At 68.2% G+C, this 14,432-nt stretch carries 13 protein-coding genes; 7 read left to right on the top strand and 6 right to left on the bottom strand.

The features are described 5' to 3' along the window. Positions 1-10: 10 nt before the first annotated feature. Genes ispE through A9K58_RS11415 form a run of 3 tightly spaced genes read right to left on the bottom strand, consistent with a single transcriptional unit; the run spans position 11 to position 3,218 of the window. On the bottom strand, positions 11-880 hold the full coding sequence (ispE, locus tag A9K58_RS11425) for a 4-(cytidine 5'-diphospho)-2-C-methyl-D-erythritol kinase (protein ID WP_065199487.1): 870 nt from the start codon (positions 878-880) through the stop codon (positions 11-13). Beyond that, positions 877-1,536 carry a lipoprotein insertase outer membrane protein LolB gene (gene lolB, locus A9K58_RS11420; RefSeq protein ID WP_065199486.1) on the bottom strand — a complete coding sequence of 220 codons (660 nt, stop codon included), beginning with the start codon at positions 1,534-1,536 and terminating at the stop codon, positions 877-879. The genes ispE and lolB overlap by 4 nt, the downstream gene beginning before the upstream one ends. Then, the gene (locus A9K58_RS11415) at positions 1,533-3,218 is read right to left on the bottom strand and encodes a tetratricopeptide repeat protein (RefSeq protein ID WP_196769189.1); all 1,686 of its coding nucleotides are present in this window, start codon (positions 3,216-3,218) and stop codon (positions 1,533-1,535) included. Before A9K58_RS11415 ends, lolB begins: the two co-directional genes overlap by 4 nt. Positions 3,219-3,281: 63 nt before the next feature. Between A9K58_RS11415 and hemA the strand changes: the two genes are divergently transcribed. The 4 genes from hemA (at position 3,282) to ppk2 (ending at position 8,292) form a co-directional block, all read left to right on the top strand. Further along, a complete protein-coding gene (gene hemA / locus A9K58_RS11410; RefSeq protein ID WP_065199484.1) occupies positions 3,282-4,565 on the top strand; it encodes a glutamyl-tRNA reductase in 1,284 nt (427 codons plus the stop codon). Beyond that, the gene (gene prfA / locus A9K58_RS11405; protein ID WP_065199483.1) at positions 4,543-5,625 is read left to right on the top strand and encodes a peptide chain release factor 1; all 1,083 of its coding nucleotides are present in this window, start codon (positions 4,543-4,545) and stop codon (positions 5,623-5,625) included. The genes hemA and prfA overlap by 23 nt, the downstream gene beginning before the upstream one ends. A 5-nt stretch (positions 5,626-5,630) precedes the next feature. After that, positions 5,631-7,331, top strand: a complete 1,701-nt coding sequence (locus A9K58_RS11400; RefSeq protein ID WP_065199482.1) for an O-linked N-acetylglucosamine transferase, SPINDLY family protein — start codon at positions 5,631-5,633, stop codon at positions 7,329-7,331. Between the two features lie 178 nt (positions 7,332-7,509). Then, positions 7,510-8,292: a polyphosphate kinase 2 gene (ppk2, locus tag A9K58_RS11395; protein ID WP_065199481.1), complete on the top strand. Its 783-nt coding sequence runs from the start codon at positions 7,510-7,512 to the stop codon at positions 8,290-8,292. A 586-nt stretch (positions 8,293-8,878) separates the two neighbouring features. On the opposite strand, the gene A9K58_RS11390 is transcribed toward ppk2, so the two are convergent. Beyond that, positions 8,879-9,454: a TlpA family protein disulfide reductase gene (locus A9K58_RS11390; RefSeq protein ID WP_065199480.1), complete on the bottom strand. Its 576-nt coding sequence runs from the start codon at positions 9,452-9,454 to the stop codon at positions 8,879-8,881. Beyond that, positions 9,451-10,725, bottom strand: a complete 1,275-nt coding sequence (locus tag A9K58_RS11385) for a YihY family inner membrane protein (protein WP_065199479.1) — start codon at positions 10,723-10,725, stop codon at positions 9,451-9,453. The genes A9K58_RS11390 and A9K58_RS11385 overlap by 4 nt, the downstream gene beginning before the upstream one ends. A gap of 77 nt (positions 10,726-10,802) precedes the next feature. On the opposite strand from A9K58_RS11385, the gene wrbA reads away from it, so the two are divergent. The 3 genes from wrbA to A9K58_RS11370 all read left to right on the top strand — a co-directional run bounded on the left by wrbA (position 10,803) and on the right by A9K58_RS11370 (position 12,293). Continuing rightward, positions 10,803-11,396: an NAD(P)H:quinone oxidoreductase gene (gene wrbA / locus A9K58_RS11380; protein WP_065199478.1), complete on the top strand. Its 594-nt coding sequence runs from the start codon at positions 10,803-10,805 to the stop codon at positions 11,394-11,396. Then, a complete protein-coding gene (locus A9K58_RS11375; RefSeq protein ID WP_065199477.1) occupies positions 11,393-11,728 on the top strand; it encodes a DUF2069 domain-containing protein in 336 nt (111 codons plus the stop codon). The genes wrbA and A9K58_RS11375 overlap by 4 nt, the downstream gene beginning before the upstream one ends. 79 nt (positions 11,729-11,807) lie before the next feature. Further along, the gene (locus A9K58_RS11370; protein WP_010481766.1) at positions 11,808-12,293 is read left to right on the top strand and encodes an asparaginase domain-containing protein; all 486 of its coding nucleotides are present in this window, start codon (positions 11,808-11,810) and stop codon (positions 12,291-12,293) included. Between the two features lie 89 nt (positions 12,294-12,382). Here A9K58_RS11370 and A9K58_RS11365 read toward each other — a convergent pair whose 3' ends face one another. Beyond that, positions 12,383-14,125: a S8 family peptidase gene (locus tag A9K58_RS11365; RefSeq protein WP_065199476.1), complete on the bottom strand. Its 1,743-nt coding sequence runs from the start codon at positions 14,123-14,125 to the stop codon at positions 12,383-12,385. Positions 14,126-14,432: the final 307 nt, after the last annotated feature.

The raw sequence follows: 14,432 nt of genomic DNA, 5'->3' as shown, positions 1-14,432 counted from the left end.
CATTGATAAATCAGTGTTGCTCGAGTGCATCCAGCAGTGGCGAACGTGCAACGCCCGCTGCCACCCTTGCCCGCAACTCCTTCGGCAACTTCGACCGCCCCTGCTCCGCGGCAGCGTGCGATGCGAACTCGACGAAACAACCACTTCCCGAACCGGTCAGCCGCGCGGACCCGATGCTGCTCAACGCAGCGAGCGCCGCCTCGACGGCAGGCTCACGGCGGCGCAGCACGGGTTCGAACACGTTCCCGACCAGGGTCCCGGAAGCGAAGTCCTCTATTTTCGCCACTGGACTGTCGCGCGTCAAATCCGGATCTGCGAACAGTGCCGGCGTGGGAACATGAACGCCCGGCTCGACGATCACATACCAGGCCGGTGCCAGCGCAACCGGCTGCAGCCGCTCGCCCACCCCCTCGGCCCAGGCATTGTGCCCGCGCACGAACACCGGCACGTCGGCCCCCAGGCGCAGGCCCAGCGCGGCCAGGGCATCTTCATCCAGGCCGGCCTGCCAGAGCCGGTTCAACACCACCAGTACGGTGGCCGCGTCGGACGAGCCACCGCCGAAGCCACCACCGGCCGAAACATTCTTTTCGACGATGATGTCCGCTCCTTGTGCGACGTTCGCCGACTCTTTAAGCAGGCGCGCAGCGCGCACCGCGAGATCATCGGCCTCGGCCACGCCCGCCGCGCCCTCGCCCTCCCGGCGCACCTGGCCATCTTCACGCAGGCGCAGGCCGATGCGGTCCCCCCAGTCCAGCAGGCGGAACACGGTCTGCAGTTCGTGATAGCCATCGGCACGCCGGCCGGTAATGTGCAGGAACAGATTCAGCTTGGCAGGGGCCGGCCACCAGGACCAGCCCGCGTCATCGAGCCCGGCGCTCATGGCGCGCCCTGCCCCCACTGGTCCACCAGCAGGCGCACCTTGGCGTCGTCCTTGCTGGCCTCGATCCGGCGCGGCACCGCCGGGCGCCCAGCGTCGGCCGGGTACCAGTCCAGGTACTGCACCTGCCAGCCCATCTGCTGCATGCGCCGCGGCCGGCCCTCGGCGTCACGCTCGACCTGGCCGGGGCCCGCCGCATCGGCGGCCACCAGGCCACGGATCCAGTCAGGCAGCTGGTTGACCGGGATGTCCCAGCCAGTCGCTTCCAGCAGCAGCTGCTGGGCGTCCTCGCCATCGCGCGGGCCGCCGGCCAGGCCTTCCAGGTGGCCCGCTTCCGAGTGGGTATCGCCACTCAGCTTCCAGCTCTGCCGGGTCACCGGCGCGCTCAGCTCGACCACATAGCGGCGCCCTTCCTGCTTCCAGTCGATGCGACCGCTGCCACCGTCCTTGCCCTTGCTGACCGCGACCCGGCCCTGGAAGGTCCAGCCCGGTTGTGCCTGCAGGGTGGCCACGCGCACGGCCTCGGCCTGCGCCGCTTCCGCCGAAACCGTCTCGACCACCGCCGGTGCCGGGGTCTTCTGCGTGCCCACGGTGGTGCAGGCGCTGACCGCCAGGGCCGCGGCCGCGATCAGCAGCGGCCGGATCAGGGAAACACTCATGGATTGAATTTCTCGCGGGCGCGCAGCAGCGCGCGGTTCTCAGGGTCGAGCCTGGCCGCCTCTTCGAAGAAGTGGCGAGCCTCATCATGCTTGCCGAGCACCCACAGCACTTCGCCGACATGGGCGGCGATCTCGGGGTCCTTGGCCAAGGTCCAGGCCCGGCGCAGCTGCACCAGTGCCTCCTCGTTGCGGCCGAGGCGATACAGGACCCAGCCATAGCTGTCGACGATGGCGGCATTGTCCGGCTCGGCCACGCGGGCGCGGTCGATCAGCTCCAGTGCTTCCTGCAGGCGGCCCGTGCGGTCGGCCAGGGTGTAACCCAGCGCATTCAGCGCCGGCACGTTCTCCGGGTCGGTCACCAGGATCTTGCGCAGGTCGGCCTCGGCGCGCGGGATGTCATCGCGGCGTTCCCAGGTGAGCGCGCGCGCATACAGCAGGCCGTTGTCGTCGGGGTAGGCGGCCAGGCCACGGGCCAGCGCGTCCAGCTCGCCAGCGCTGTCGTCGGCGCGCTGGCGCAGCTCGGCCTCCAGCAGATAGGCGTCGCGGCGGACGTCATCGTCAACGACCGCATCGGACTGGATCGCATGCACTTCGTCCAGTGCCAGCGGCAGGCGCCCGGCCAGGGCCTGGGCATTGGCCGCGCGCAGGCGCGCCTCGCTCAGTTCATCACCACCGGGAACGCTGTGGTACCACTGCACGGCTTCGGGATAGCGCTTGAGGTATTCAGCGATCTTGCCCAGCAGCAGGCGCTGTGCCGGGTCGGGCTTGGCCGCCTGCCGCGACAGTTCGTTGTACAGGTTGGACAGCGCCGCATTGTCGCCCTGCTTGGCCAGCAACGAAGCGCGCATGCCCCAGGTCTGTACATCCTGCGGACCGGAGGCCAGCACACGCTCGGCCGCAGCGGGTTGGCCGAGGCCGTCGTAGGCAACGGCCACCGCATTGCGCAGTTCGGGATCCTCCCGGGTCTTCGGCTCGACGTCCCGCAGCAATGACAGCGCCTTGCCGGTCTCGCCCGCCTGCTGCAGCTGGCTGGCCCGCAGCAACGCTACGCGGGGTTCCTCGGGAAAACGCCGGACCACCTCGTCGACCATGCGCCGGGCCAGCTCAGGCTTCTCCATGCGCAGGGCCAGCCGGCCGAACTCCTGCCAGGCCTCGATTTTCGGCGGGATGGCGTTGGCATCGACCAGCTCGCCGAGCACCTGCGCCGGCACCGCCGGGTCGCGGCCGCCGCCGATCAGCGCGGCCAGGGCGAACTTCCAGCCGCGGTCATCCGGGTCGGCCAGCAACGCCTGCAGATCGCTGCGCGCCGCCTTCACATCGCCCTGGCGCATTGCCAGCGCGGCAGCGGCACTGCGCATGGTCAACGAGCTGGGGGCGCGCTGCTGCCACAGCGCCAGGCCCTTGGCCGCGCTGGCGTCGTCGTTGGCAAGCATGGAAATACGGGTCGCGCGCTCTGCCAGGCCGGCGTCGCCGTCGCTCTGCTGCGCGGCCTGCAGGTACCAGCGCGCGGCCTCGGCCAGCTTGCCGGCCTGCAGGGCGAACTCACCGGCCATCACCGGCTCCAGCGCCAGTTCCCCAGTGGCCGGGGGCCGCACCGGAGCCTTGGCCGGGATCGCCGCGAGGGCCTGGCCGCAGGCCAGGGACAGCAGCAGAACACTGGGGATGCGAATCAATGCGGGCATCGTCGGCATCGGGGCCTTAAAATGTCGTCCAATGGCCAGCAGCTTATCGCAAGCAACTGAACAATGACCCTGTGGGTGCTCGGACTGAATCACCAGACAGCGCCGGTGGAGCTGCGCGAACGCGCGGCCTTCGCTGGTGAGGCGCTGCCGCGTGCGCTGGGATCGTTGCGTGATACCCCGCAGATCGCCGAGGCGGTACTGCTGTCCACCTGCAACCGCACCGAGCTGTACGCCGTGGCCGACTCGGCGCAGGCCCTGGACCAGTGGCTGCACAGCCAGGCGGGCGACCTGCGGGGCTACCTGTACCAGCACGCCGACGCTGACGCGGTGCGCCACCTGTTCCGGGTCGCCACCGGGCTGGACTCGATGGTGCTGGGCGAACCGCAGATCCTGGGCCAGGTGAAGGAGGCATGGTCGACCGCACGTGACCACGGCCTGCTCGGCCAGCGCCTGGACCGGCTGTTCCAGCAGACCTTCTCGGTGGCCAAGCGCGCGCGTACCGACACCCAGGTCGGCGCCAACCCGGTGTCGGTCGCCTCGGCGGCGGTGCGCCTGGCGCAGAACGCGTTCGCGCGCCTGGACGATTCCACCGTACTGCTGGTGGGTGCCGGCGAGACCATCGAACTGGCCGCGCGCCATCTGAGCGAAGGCAAGGTGCGGCGGCTGCTGATCGCCAACCGCACCCTCGCCCACGCGCAGGAACTGGCCACCCGCCACGGCGGCGTGGCGCTGCCATTGACCGAACTCGACCGCCACCTGGCCGAGGCCGACGTGGTGTTCTCGGCCACCGCAGCGCGCGAACCGGTGATCCACCGCGGCATGGTGGCCCAGGCTCTGCGTGCACGCCGGCACAAGCCCATGCTGCTGTTCGACCTGGCCGTGCCACGCGACATCGAGGCCGAAGTCGGAACGCTCAACGATGCGTTCCTCTACACCGTCGATGACCTCGAACGTGCCGTGGAAGACAACCGCCGCGGCCGCCGCGAAGCCGCTGCCGAAGCCGAGGCGATCATCGACCTGCAGGTATCGCGTTTCGTCGAGACCCAGCAGGCCAGTGCCTACCAGGCACCGCTGCGGCAGCTGCGCGCATTTGGCGAGGCCACGCGCGCCGAACTGCTGGAGCGCGCACGCCAGCAGCTGGCCAACGGCAAGCCGGCCGACGAAGTACTGGAACTGCTGGCCCACGGCCTGACCAACCGCCTGCTGCATCCGCCGACCGCCGCGCTGCGTGCGGCCGCGCTCAGCGGTGATGCCGACCTGACCCGCGCCGCCGAGCGCCTGTTCCCGGCCGTGCCGGGTTACCGCCACCCACCCGTGAGACCCGATGACGCCGACCCTGCGCCGTAAGCTGGAAGCGCTGGCCGAGCGCCGCGAAGAACTGGAACGCCTGCTCGCCGAACCCGATGTGGTCGCCGACAACACCCGTTTCCGCGACCTTTCGCGCGAATTCGCCCAACTTGAACCGGTCGCTGCCGCACTCGCCGATGAGGCCCGCGCCAAGGCCGACCTCGCCGCGGCCGAAGGCATGCGTGCCGACCCCGACCTGCGCGAACTGGCCGACGAGGAAATCGCCGCCGCGCAGGCACGCCTGCAGGAACTGGAACAGGAGCTGGCGCTGCTGCTGGTTCCGCGCGACCCACGCGACGATGGCAACCTGTTCCTGGAGGTGCGTGCGGGTACCGGCGGCGACGAGGCCGCGATCTTCGCTGGCGACCTGTTCCGCATGTACGCGCGTTATGCAGAACGCCAGGGCTGGAGGGTCGAGATCGAATCGGACAATCCGGGCGAGCACGGCGGCTACAAGGAAATCGTGGCGCGGGTGGTCGGCCGCGGCGCGTTTTCGCGCCTGAAGTTCGAATCGGGCACGCATCGCGTGCAACGGGTGCCGGCCACCGAATCGCAGGGCCGCATCCACACCTCCGCAGCCACCGTGGCGATCATTCCCGAGGCCGACGAAGTCGATGACATCGTCATCAACCCAGCCGACCTGAAGGTGGATACCTTCCGCTCGTCCGGCGCCGGCGGCCAGCACGTCAACAAGACCGAATCGGCGATCCGCATCACCCACGTGCCGACCGGCGTGGTGGTGGAGTGCCAGACCGAACGCAGCCAGCATGCCAACCGCGACAAGGCAATGAAGCGCCTGAAGGCACAGCTGCTCGATGCCGAGCGCCAGCGCCAGGATGCGGCGCAGGCCGAATCGCGCCGCCTGCAGGTGGGCAGTGGCGACCGCAGCCAACGCATCCGCACCTACAACTTCCCACAAGGCCGGATCACCGATCACCGCGTGGAAGGCCTGACGTTGTACGACCTGCCCAACATCCTGGCCGGCGACCTCGACCCGCTGCTGCAGCGGCTCAGCCACGAACACCAGGTCGACGCCCTGGCCCAGCTGTCGGCGGGCTGAGCACGATGTCGGCCTGGCAGCAGCGGCAACACCTGCAGCAGGCGATCGCCCGCCAGCCCGACGACTTCGTCGCCTGGGTGATGCTGGCCGATGTGGAACTGGAAGCCGGCGACATCGCGGCCGGCGAACAGGCCGCACGACGCGCGCTGCAACTGCGCCCCAACCATCCCGAAGCACTGGCGCGGCTGGGCCGCGCAGCGTGGATGGCCGGCGCACATGGCGATGCGGCGAAGCTGCTCGGCCAAGCCTCGGCGCTGGCACCGCAGCACCCGGGCATCGCCCTATGGCTGGGCCACGCGCTGGAAGACGCCGATGATGCCGAAGGTGCCGCCGCGGCCTATCGCCGCGCACACACGTTGATGCCCACCGAACCTTACATCGCCGCCCAGCGCCTGGCCTGGCAGCGCCGCCTGTGCGACTGGCAGGACGTGGACGTGCTGGCCGCACAGGTGCGTGCTGCGTTGGCCTCCGGACACGGCGTGGTCGAACCGTTCGCCTTCCTCAGCGAAGACGCCAGCGCCGCCGAGCAGCTGGCCTGTGCGCGCGCGCGCGCATCGGCCGTGGCCGCTTCGGTACGGCCGCTGCCACCCGTGAAGGTGCGTGCCCAGGGCCCACTGCGGGTTGGCTTCCTCTCCAATGGCTTTGGCGCCCATCCCACGGGGCTGCTGACCGTGGCCCTGTTCGAGCAGCTGCGCCATGATCCGGCACTGCAACTGCATCTGTTCGCGCTGAACCGCGCCGATGACAGCCGCATCCGCCAGCGCTTGCAGGCCGCGACGCGCCTGCACGATGTGGCCGGCCTGCGCCATGCCGATACCGCCGCGCGCATCCGCGCGCAGGGCATCGACCTGTTGTTCGACCTGCGCGGATGGGGCGGTGGCGGTACACCGGAAGCGCTGGCGATGCGCCCTGCGCCGCTGCAGCTGAACTGGCTGGCCTACCCGGGCACGTCGGGTGCGCCGTGGATCGACGCGGTGATCGGTGATGCCTTCGCCCTGCCGCCCGCTCTGGAACCGCACTACAGCGAGCGCGTGCTGCGCCTGCCGCGCGTCTTCCAGCCCTCAGACAACACCCGCGTGCTGGCGCCAGCGCCGACCCGTGCCGACTGCGGCCTGCCCGAGCAGGGCGTGGTGTTCTGCTGTTTCAACAACAGCTACAAGCTCAACCCACGCAGCATGGGGCGCGCCTTCGCGGTGCTGCAGGCGGTGCCCGGCAGCGTGCTGTGGCTGCTGTCCGGGCCCGGCCAGGCCGATGCGCGCCTGCGTGCGGCCGCGCGGGCCGCAGGCCTGGATCCGGCGCGCCTGGTGTTCATGGCCAAGCTGCCGCATCCGCAGTACCTGGCCCGCTACCCGCTGGCCGACCTGTTCCTGGACACCCATCCGTACAACGCGCACACCACCGCATCCGACGCGCTGTGGGCGGGCTGCCCGGTACTGACCTGCCCGGGTGACACCTTCGCCGCGCGCGTGGCCGGCAGCCTCAACCATCACCTCGGCCTGGTTCGGATGAACGTCGCCGACGATGCCGCGTTTGTCGCCACCGCAAGTGCACTGGGCAACGACCCGGGAGCACTGGCGGCGTTGCGCGCGGAACTGCTGCAGGCACGCGAGCGCAGCGGCGTGTTCGACATGGCTGGGTTTGCGCGCGACCTGTCGGTGCTGTTGCAGGCACTGGCCCGCGAACACGGTTGGCAGGGAACGCGATGAACGACGGCGCATCTTTCGATCCAGCCGGTGCGCGACACGGCCATGCACCTGGGCGATGCACGGCTGGAACTGCTGCCAGGCGACCTGCTGGCGCAGGGTACCGGCCGCCCGCCTGACGTCGACATGACCTGACGCCGCCCTGCGTTACGCTCGGATTTCCTTTCCGCGTGGTGCACCCATGGGCAAGCTCAAACGCAAGGACTACGACGCATTGCTGCAGCCGCTGCAGCTGGAACTGACCGCAATGGCACGCTGGGTGCAACACAGCGGGCAGCGCCTGCTGGTGCTGTTCGAAGGTCGTGATACCGCCGGCAAGGGCGGCGCGGTCCAGGCCATCAGCCAGTACCTCAATCCACGCCAATGCCGGGTGGTGGCGCTGCCCAAGCCGACCGATCGTGAAGCCACGCAGTGGTACTTCCAGCGCTACGCCGCGCACCTTCCCGCCGCAGGCGAGATCGTGCTGATGGACCGCAGCTGGTACAACCGCGCCGGCGTGGAACGGGTGATGGGTTACTGCAGCGAGACCGAGTACCAGCAGTTCCTGCACCAGGCGCCGGTGTTTGAACAGCTGCTGGTGGACGACGGCATCCTGTTGTTCAAGTACTGGCTGTGCGTGGACCAGGAGCAGCAGGAGAAGCGTTTCTGCGAACGCCATATCGATCCGCTGAAGGGCTGGAAGCTGTCGCCGGTAGACCTGAAGTCGCGCAGCAGGTACAGCGCGTACACCGAGGCCCGCGAGGCGATGCTGCGCGCCACCCACCGCGAAGCGGCGCCATGGACGCTGGTGGATTTCAACGACCAGCGGCTGGGCCGGTTGACCCTGGTGCGCAACCTGCTGGACCGGTTGCCGGATACGCGCGTGGATGCGCCGTTGCCGGAACTGCCGAAGCTGAAGGGCAAGCTGCATCGGGAACACTACGACGTGCTGAAGCCGATCGAGAACTTCCCGGTCGAGGATTAGGGTGGGTCGGCAGGGCCTGCGGCCCTGCACCTGCAGAGGCAACGACAACAGCCGGCTCTGGGAGTTTTGCTTGTTGGCTGGGGTGGTGTGGGTTGGCAGGACACGCCGTAAACCCATCCATGGGGGCTCGATGGCGCCATCCATGGCGCCAACGGTCCTGCCAACCCACACCGCCCCATCCCCGACGGATTTCCGGTGACGGAGGTAGATCCACGCCATGCGTGGATGAATCTCCATTGAAATTGATTATTTCGACAATTGAACGAAGAGCATCCACGCATGGCGTGGATCTACGTGTCGACCAGGGTCGACACCCACCAAGAGCAGGCCATGCATTCCGACAGATCGCGGAGAACTGTCGAAGGCGGGTGGGTCCGGTGGCGGGGGCGTGAGCCGCATGGATGCGGCGACCGAGCTTACATGGACGTACTTGCAGCGCCCCCCGCCACCGGACCCACCCCGCCTACCCACAGGAAACCCCGCTTGGGCTGTTGCTGTTGCTGTTGCTTTTGCTGTTGCTGGGGTTGCCGGCCAGCGGCCGGCACTTTCGCGGGTGCAGGGCCGCAGGCCCTGCCGCCCAACCCCATTACTTGGTAGCAGCGATCTGCTTTTCGATCTCGGCGGCCGTCACCGGGCCGAGGAAGGTGTGGGCCAGCCTGCCCTGCGGATCCAGCAGATGCGTCAACGGCAGGCCGCGCGGTGTGGCGAAATCGGCCGGCGGATCGAACGGATCCACGATCACGATCGGATAGGTGACCGGATGCTTGGCCAGGAACGACTGCATCTCCGATGCTTCAATTTCTTCATAGGCCAGGCCGACCACTTCGATGTTGCTGCGCATCGCGTGCAGCGCGGACAACTCCGGCATCTCCTTGCGGCAAGGCGCGCACCAGGTCGCCCAGAAGTTCACCACCACCCACTTGCCGCGTTGCGCGGCCAGATCGTAGTCACTGCCATCCACCGCCTTCATCTTCAGCGTCGGAAACTCGGCCGTGGTGCGCTCGGCCGGCGTCTCCTCGATCGGTGCCGGTGCCTGCGGCGCCGGTGCCTCCGCCGGTGGCTGGCTGCTGGCCGGCACCGGCTCCTGGGCCGGCTTGCAGGCCGCCAGGGCCAGCAGCAGGGCCAGCGGAAATACCAGCGGCAGCGGGGTCTTGCGGGTCATGGCGTGTCTCCAGCATCGGTGTAGATATCGCTGACCCTGCGCTTGAGGTGTTCGCGCAGGGGCAGTCGCAGTTGGTCCAGCGCCGCCAGCGCGGCACGTCCCAGGCTGTCGTCGCGGTACGGCAGGTGCTGCTCGGCCACCGGAATACGCAGCTGGGTGCATTCGTACAGATCGGCCAGGCTGACCTGGTCCAGGTCCCGCGACAGCAGCCATTCACCACGCTCGTCACGGCGCAGCAGGCCGATCTCCTGCAGGTTGCAGGCCAGATCCTGCAACAGCGAGTCGGTCAGCATCGGTTCCAGCCGCAGGATCTCATCATCGGCCAGCCCCTTGCCCTTGGCGCGCGCATGATGGAATCGCCCGAGCAGCCGGAGCAGGCCGTAGAACTCGTACCCCTGCGGCAGGCGCAGCTCGACCGGCTGGTAGCGGAAGGCCGCCATCGACGAGGCCAGCGAAGCACCGAGCAACACGGCCACCCAGCACAGGTAGATCCACAGCAGCAGGATCGGCACGAAGGCCACCGTACCGTAGAGCTTCTGGTACGACTGGAAGCTGCCCAGGTAGGCGCCGATGCCCCACTTCACCACCTCAAGGATCACCGCTGCCAGGATCGCTCCCGGAACTGCATGCCGCCACTTCACCGTGTGGTGCGGCACCACCCGGAACATCAGCGCGATGCAGACGAACTCGATCAGCACCGGCGCCAACCGCAGCGCCAGCTCGGCCAGCCAGCGACCCTCCTGGGTGCCGAACAGCGGCATCGCGAACACCCGCGCCGACACCGCCAACGACGCGGCCGCCAGCATCGCGCCCAAGGTCAGGACGGTCCAGTAGACCAGGAAGCGGGTCAGCTTGGGCCGGGTCGAGCCGACCCGCCAGATCTGGTTGAAGGTTTCTTCGACGCTGTTGAGGGTGATCAGCAGCGACACCACCAGCGCAATGAAGCCGGCGGCGGTGAGCTGGCCGGCGCTGGCGGAGAACTGCCTCAGATAGCCTTCGGCCGCCCGCGCGGCGCTGGGCACGAAGTTGGAGAAGACGTAATCACTGAGCTGGTCGCTCCAGCGATCGAAGACCGGGAAGGCCGACAGCACACCGAAGACCACGATCGCCAGCGGCACCAGCGCGAACACGGTGGTGTAGGCCAGCGCCGCCGCCGCCTGGAACAGGCGGTCGTCGAGGAAGCGATGCCACAGGAAGCGGCCGAAACTGATGGCGCGTGCGCGATCCCGCGCGCGCTCCATCCACAGGTTGAACGTATCCAAAGGTTCCATCGGCGAAAGGGTACCCGATGCGGAATGCTGGCAGGATAGCCATACTGGTGCCTCCACGACGAGGAGAAGCGGGCACGATGGGCGAGATTCTGGTGCTGTACTACAGCCGGGGCGGTTCGGTGGCACGGCTGGCGCGCCAGATCGCGCGGGGCATCGGTGAAGTGCCGGGCATGGCCGCGCGCCTGCGCACGGTGCCGCCGGTAGCGGCGGTGACCCAGACCGCGCAGCCCCCGGTACCCGACGACGGCGCCCCCTACGTGAGCGTGCAGGACCTGGCCGAATGCCAGGGCCTGCTGCTCGGCAGCCCGACCCGCTTCGGCAATATGGCCGCGCCGGTGAAGCACTTCCTTGACGGCCTGGGCGCCGAATGGGTCAACGGCACCCTGTCCGGCAAGCCGGCCGGCGTGTTCACCTCCACCGCGTCGATGCATGGCGGCCAGGAATCGACCCTGCTGTCGATGCAGGTGCCATTGCTGCACCACGGCTGCGTGATCGTCGGCATCCCGTTCACCGAACCGGCCCTGAGCCATACCGCCAGCGGCGGTACGCCCTATGGCGCCAGCCACGTGGCCGGTGCCGCCGACGACCCGCAGCCAACCGACGACGAAGCCGTGCTGGCCCGTGCGCTGGGCCGCCGGGTGGCCGACATCGCACAGCGGTTGGCCCGATGAACCGCCCGCCGCGCACGGTCCTGCTGCTGGCCCTGATGGGGCTGGCCGCGCTGTTCGCCGGCTGGTTCATCAATGACAGGCACTGGCTGGCCACCCAGCTGGTATTCACCGCACCGCCGCTGGTGCTGGCCATTGCCCTGCGCCTGGGATGGCGCAAGGCCGGCTTCTGGGCCTCGGTGCTGGCGCTGGGCTGGTTCAGCCACGGCGTGATGAGTGCCTGGAGCCATCCGGCAACGCGCTGGCTGGCACTGATCGAGATCGCCCTGGCCCTGCTGGTGATTTTCGCCGCCAGCCTGCCCGGGCTGCGCGCCCGCTTCGGCAGGCGACGCTGACGCTGCGCCCGCAGGGCCGTATCATCTGCGTTCCCGGCCCCGCGCCGCAGTACCTGTCCTGGTTTCGCGCATGCACATGATGGAAGAGCTCCTGGTCGTCACCACCGGTGGCACGATCGACAAGATCTACTTCGACGACAAGTCGGACTACCAGATCGGCGATCCGCAGATCGGCATGATCCTGCGCGAACTGGGCGTGACATTCCGCTTCAACGTCATTCCGATCCTGCGCAAGGATTCGCTGCACATCAATGATGAAGACCGCGAGCTGATCCGCGCCACGATCGCCGCGCAGCCGACCCGGCACGTGCTGGTGACGCACGGCACCGACTCGATGGTGCAGACCGGCAAGGTGCTGGCGACGATTCCGGACAAGACCATCGTGATGACCGGGGCACTGAGCCCCGCCCGTTTCCGCGGTTCGGATGCGGAGTTCAACATCGGCTGCGCGATCGGTGCGGTGCAGTCGCTGCCGAGCGGCGTGTACATTGCAATGAACGGGCGCATCTTCGACCCGCAACACGTGCGCAAGAACGTGGCAGCGAACCGCTTCGAGTCGGTTTGAGGAACAGCCTGCCGACCAAGGTCGGCACCTGCCCTAAAGAGAAAACGCCCCGGCCGGGGCCGGGGCGTGCCCATGGAGAGGGCCTGGGCTCAGTACTGGGCGTTGAGGGTCACGCCCGAGAAGGTGCTGTACGCCTTCACCCGGACATACCAGGTGCCGGCAGTCGGACTGTTCACCGTGCAGGTCTCGTTGTTGCCGCTCAGGTACGGACGGCAGGTATACACCGTGTCGGTCGGAGCGCTGCCCTGGCGGATGTAGAGGTCGGCGTCGCCGGTGCCACCGCTGATCGTCACGCGCAGCTGGCTGCTGCCGGCCGGGACATTCACCGTGTAGTTCAGCGAAGAACCACTGCTGGCCGACAGTCCGGTGACCGGGACGTTGTTCTGCAGAACGTTGCCGCCCGGGTTCGGCGTGCCGCCCCCGTTGATCGCCGCGGACACCGCGGCATCGGCGTCGATGATGCCGGCGCCGCAGCCACCCGAGCATGACCCCGGCAGCGGGCGCGCGGTGCTCTTGATGATGCTCTCGACCTGCGCCGGGCTCAGCGGGCTGGGAGCAACCGACTGCATCAGCGCGACCACGCCCGCCACGTGCGGCGCCGCCATCGAGGTGCCGTTATAGGATGCGTAGCTGGCGCTGCCCGGCGTGGTGGTGCCGCTGTTGAGCGTGGAGAGGATGCTCTGGCCCGGCGCCGAGATGTCGATGCCGGTGCCGTAGTTGGAGAAGCTGGCGCGTGCACCGGCCGAGGTGGTTGCGGCCACCGCGATCACGTTCGGGCAATTGGCCGGCACCGAGCTGGACACATTGGTGTTGCTGTTGCCAGCGGCCACCACGACCGTCGTGCCACGGCCGACTGCGCCGTTGATCGCATTCTGGTAGGTGGTCGAGCAGCTGCCACCACCGCCAAGCGACATGTTGATGACTTCGGCCGGGTTGGCATTGGCCGGCACGCCGCTGACGCTGCCACCGGATGCCCAGACGATCGCGTCGGCGATATCGGAGGTGTAGCCGCCGCACTTGCCCAGCACGCGCACCGGCACGACCTTGGCATTGAATGCAGTACCGGCCACGCCGGTGCTGTTGTTGGTCACCGCTGCCACGGTGCCGGCCACATGGGTGCCATGCCAGCTTGAGTTGGATCCGGGGTAGCCGGCGCCACACTCGTTGTCGCCGTACCAGTCGCCTTCATCGTTCGGATTGCTGTCACGGCCCCCTCCATCGCGCGCCATCGCGGCATCGCTGATGAAGTCATAGCCCGGCAGGATGTTGGCGTTGAGGTCGGGATGGTTGGTGATGCCGGTATCGATCACTGCGACCACGACGCCGGTGCCGGTGGCCTTGTCCCATGCGGGACGGACGTTGATCGAGGCGTTGGAGGTGCCGAAGCCCCACTGCTCGCTGAAACGGGTGTCGTTCGGGGTCAGCGTCGGGCGCATGATCTGGTCGACCTCGACGTACTCCACGTTCGGGTCGGCAGCGAGCTTGCGCATCAGCAGCTCGGATTCGGCCTGGTCCAGCGGGCGGTCGCTTTTGACCAGGGTCGGGCCCACGGCCAGCTTGCGGACCTGCTGCAGGCCCAGCGCGCGACCCTGGCTGCCGCCCAGGCCTGCGGCGGCGGCCTTCAATGACGACGCCAGCGCGCTGGTGCTGGCCACCGGAGCGCTGCCGTCGCGGTATTTGACGATGAAACGCTGATGCGTCGGCGCGGACTGCAGGCCGCTGAGCTGGACATCACCGGCCAGCGCAGGCGTGGCCAGCAGCAGCGATGACAGAACGGACGCACCAAGAACCACCCACACTCGACGCACACGCGGTTGCGTAACCTGGGACATCGTATTTCCCTTTCTAATGGTGTGAATGCCGGAATCGGCAGAAACACCGGCCCGAACCGTGGGCTGGCTTGCTTTGGCGAGGTTCGGAGTCCGGTGCGCCGGCGGATCCCCCTAACGACCCGCCGTGTAGATGACGCTAATGACCAAAACCGGACACCACAAGATTTTCAGCGTCTTTTCAGCAAGATGAAATGTCAGTTCTGAGACTTTTTGGGTCGAGGGTTTGTGAAGGTGAAGAACTTTCGCGCCCCAGGCACGAACCTGACTGGCGCATTTCCTGTCCCGCCGTGTCTTTGCCGACATCGGC

This window comes from Stenotrophomonas maltophilia, from assembly GCF_001676385.1.
GTDB lineage: Bacteria > Pseudomonadota > Gammaproteobacteria > Xanthomonadales > Xanthomonadaceae > Stenotrophomonas > Stenotrophomonas maltophilia_J.
The sequence above is the reverse complement of the archived record's forward strand: the minus strand, read 5'-3'. Positions and strand labels throughout refer to the sequence as shown.

Bases quoted from the DNA above. Each gene is read 5' to 3' on its own strand.
- ispE (WP_065199487.1), bottom strand. From the start codon at position 880: ATGAGCGCCGGGCTCGATGACGCGGGCTGGTCCTGGTGGCCGGCCCCT.
- prfA (WP_065199483.1), top strand. From the start codon at position 4,543: ATGACGCCGACCCTGCGCCGTAAGCTGGAAGCGCTGGCCGAGCGCCGC.
- wrbA (WP_065199478.1), top strand. From the start codon at position 10,803: ATGGGCGAGATTCTGGTGCTGTACTACAGCCGGGGCGGTTCGGTGGCA.
- ppk2 (WP_065199481.1), top strand. From the start codon at position 7,510: ATGGGCAAGCTCAAACGCAAGGACTACGACGCATTGCTGCAGCCGCTG.
- A9K58_RS11375 (WP_065199477.1), top strand. From the start codon at position 11,393: ATGAACCGCCCGCCGCGCACGGTCCTGCTGCTGGCCCTGATGGGGCTG.
- A9K58_RS11370 (WP_010481766.1), top strand. From the start codon at position 11,808: ATGGAAGAGCTCCTGGTCGTCACCACCGGTGGCACGATCGACAAGATC.
- A9K58_RS11385 (WP_065199479.1), bottom strand. From the start codon at position 10,725: ATGGAACCTTTGGATACGTTCAACCTGTGGATGGAGCGCGCGCGGGAT.
- A9K58_RS11390 (WP_065199480.1), bottom strand. From the start codon at position 9,454: ATGACCCGCAAGACCCCGCTGCCGCTGGTATTTCCGCTGGCCCTGCTG.
- A9K58_RS11400 (WP_065199482.1), top strand. From the start codon at position 5,631: ATGTCGGCCTGGCAGCAGCGGCAACACCTGCAGCAGGCGATCGCCCGC.
- A9K58_RS11415 (WP_196769189.1), bottom strand. From the start codon at position 3,218: ATGCCCGCATTGATTCGCATCCCCAGTGTTCTGCTGCTGTCCCTGGCC.
- A9K58_RS11365 (WP_065199476.1), bottom strand. From the start codon at position 14,125: ATGTCCCAGGTTACGCAACCGCGTGTGCGTCGAGTGTGGGTGGTTCTT.
- hemA (WP_065199484.1), top strand. From the start codon at position 3,282: ATGACCCTGTGGGTGCTCGGACTGAATCACCAGACAGCGCCGGTGGAG.
- lolB (WP_065199486.1), bottom strand. From the start codon at position 1,536: ATGAGTGTTTCCCTGATCCGGCCGCTGCTGATCGCGGCCGCGGCCCTG.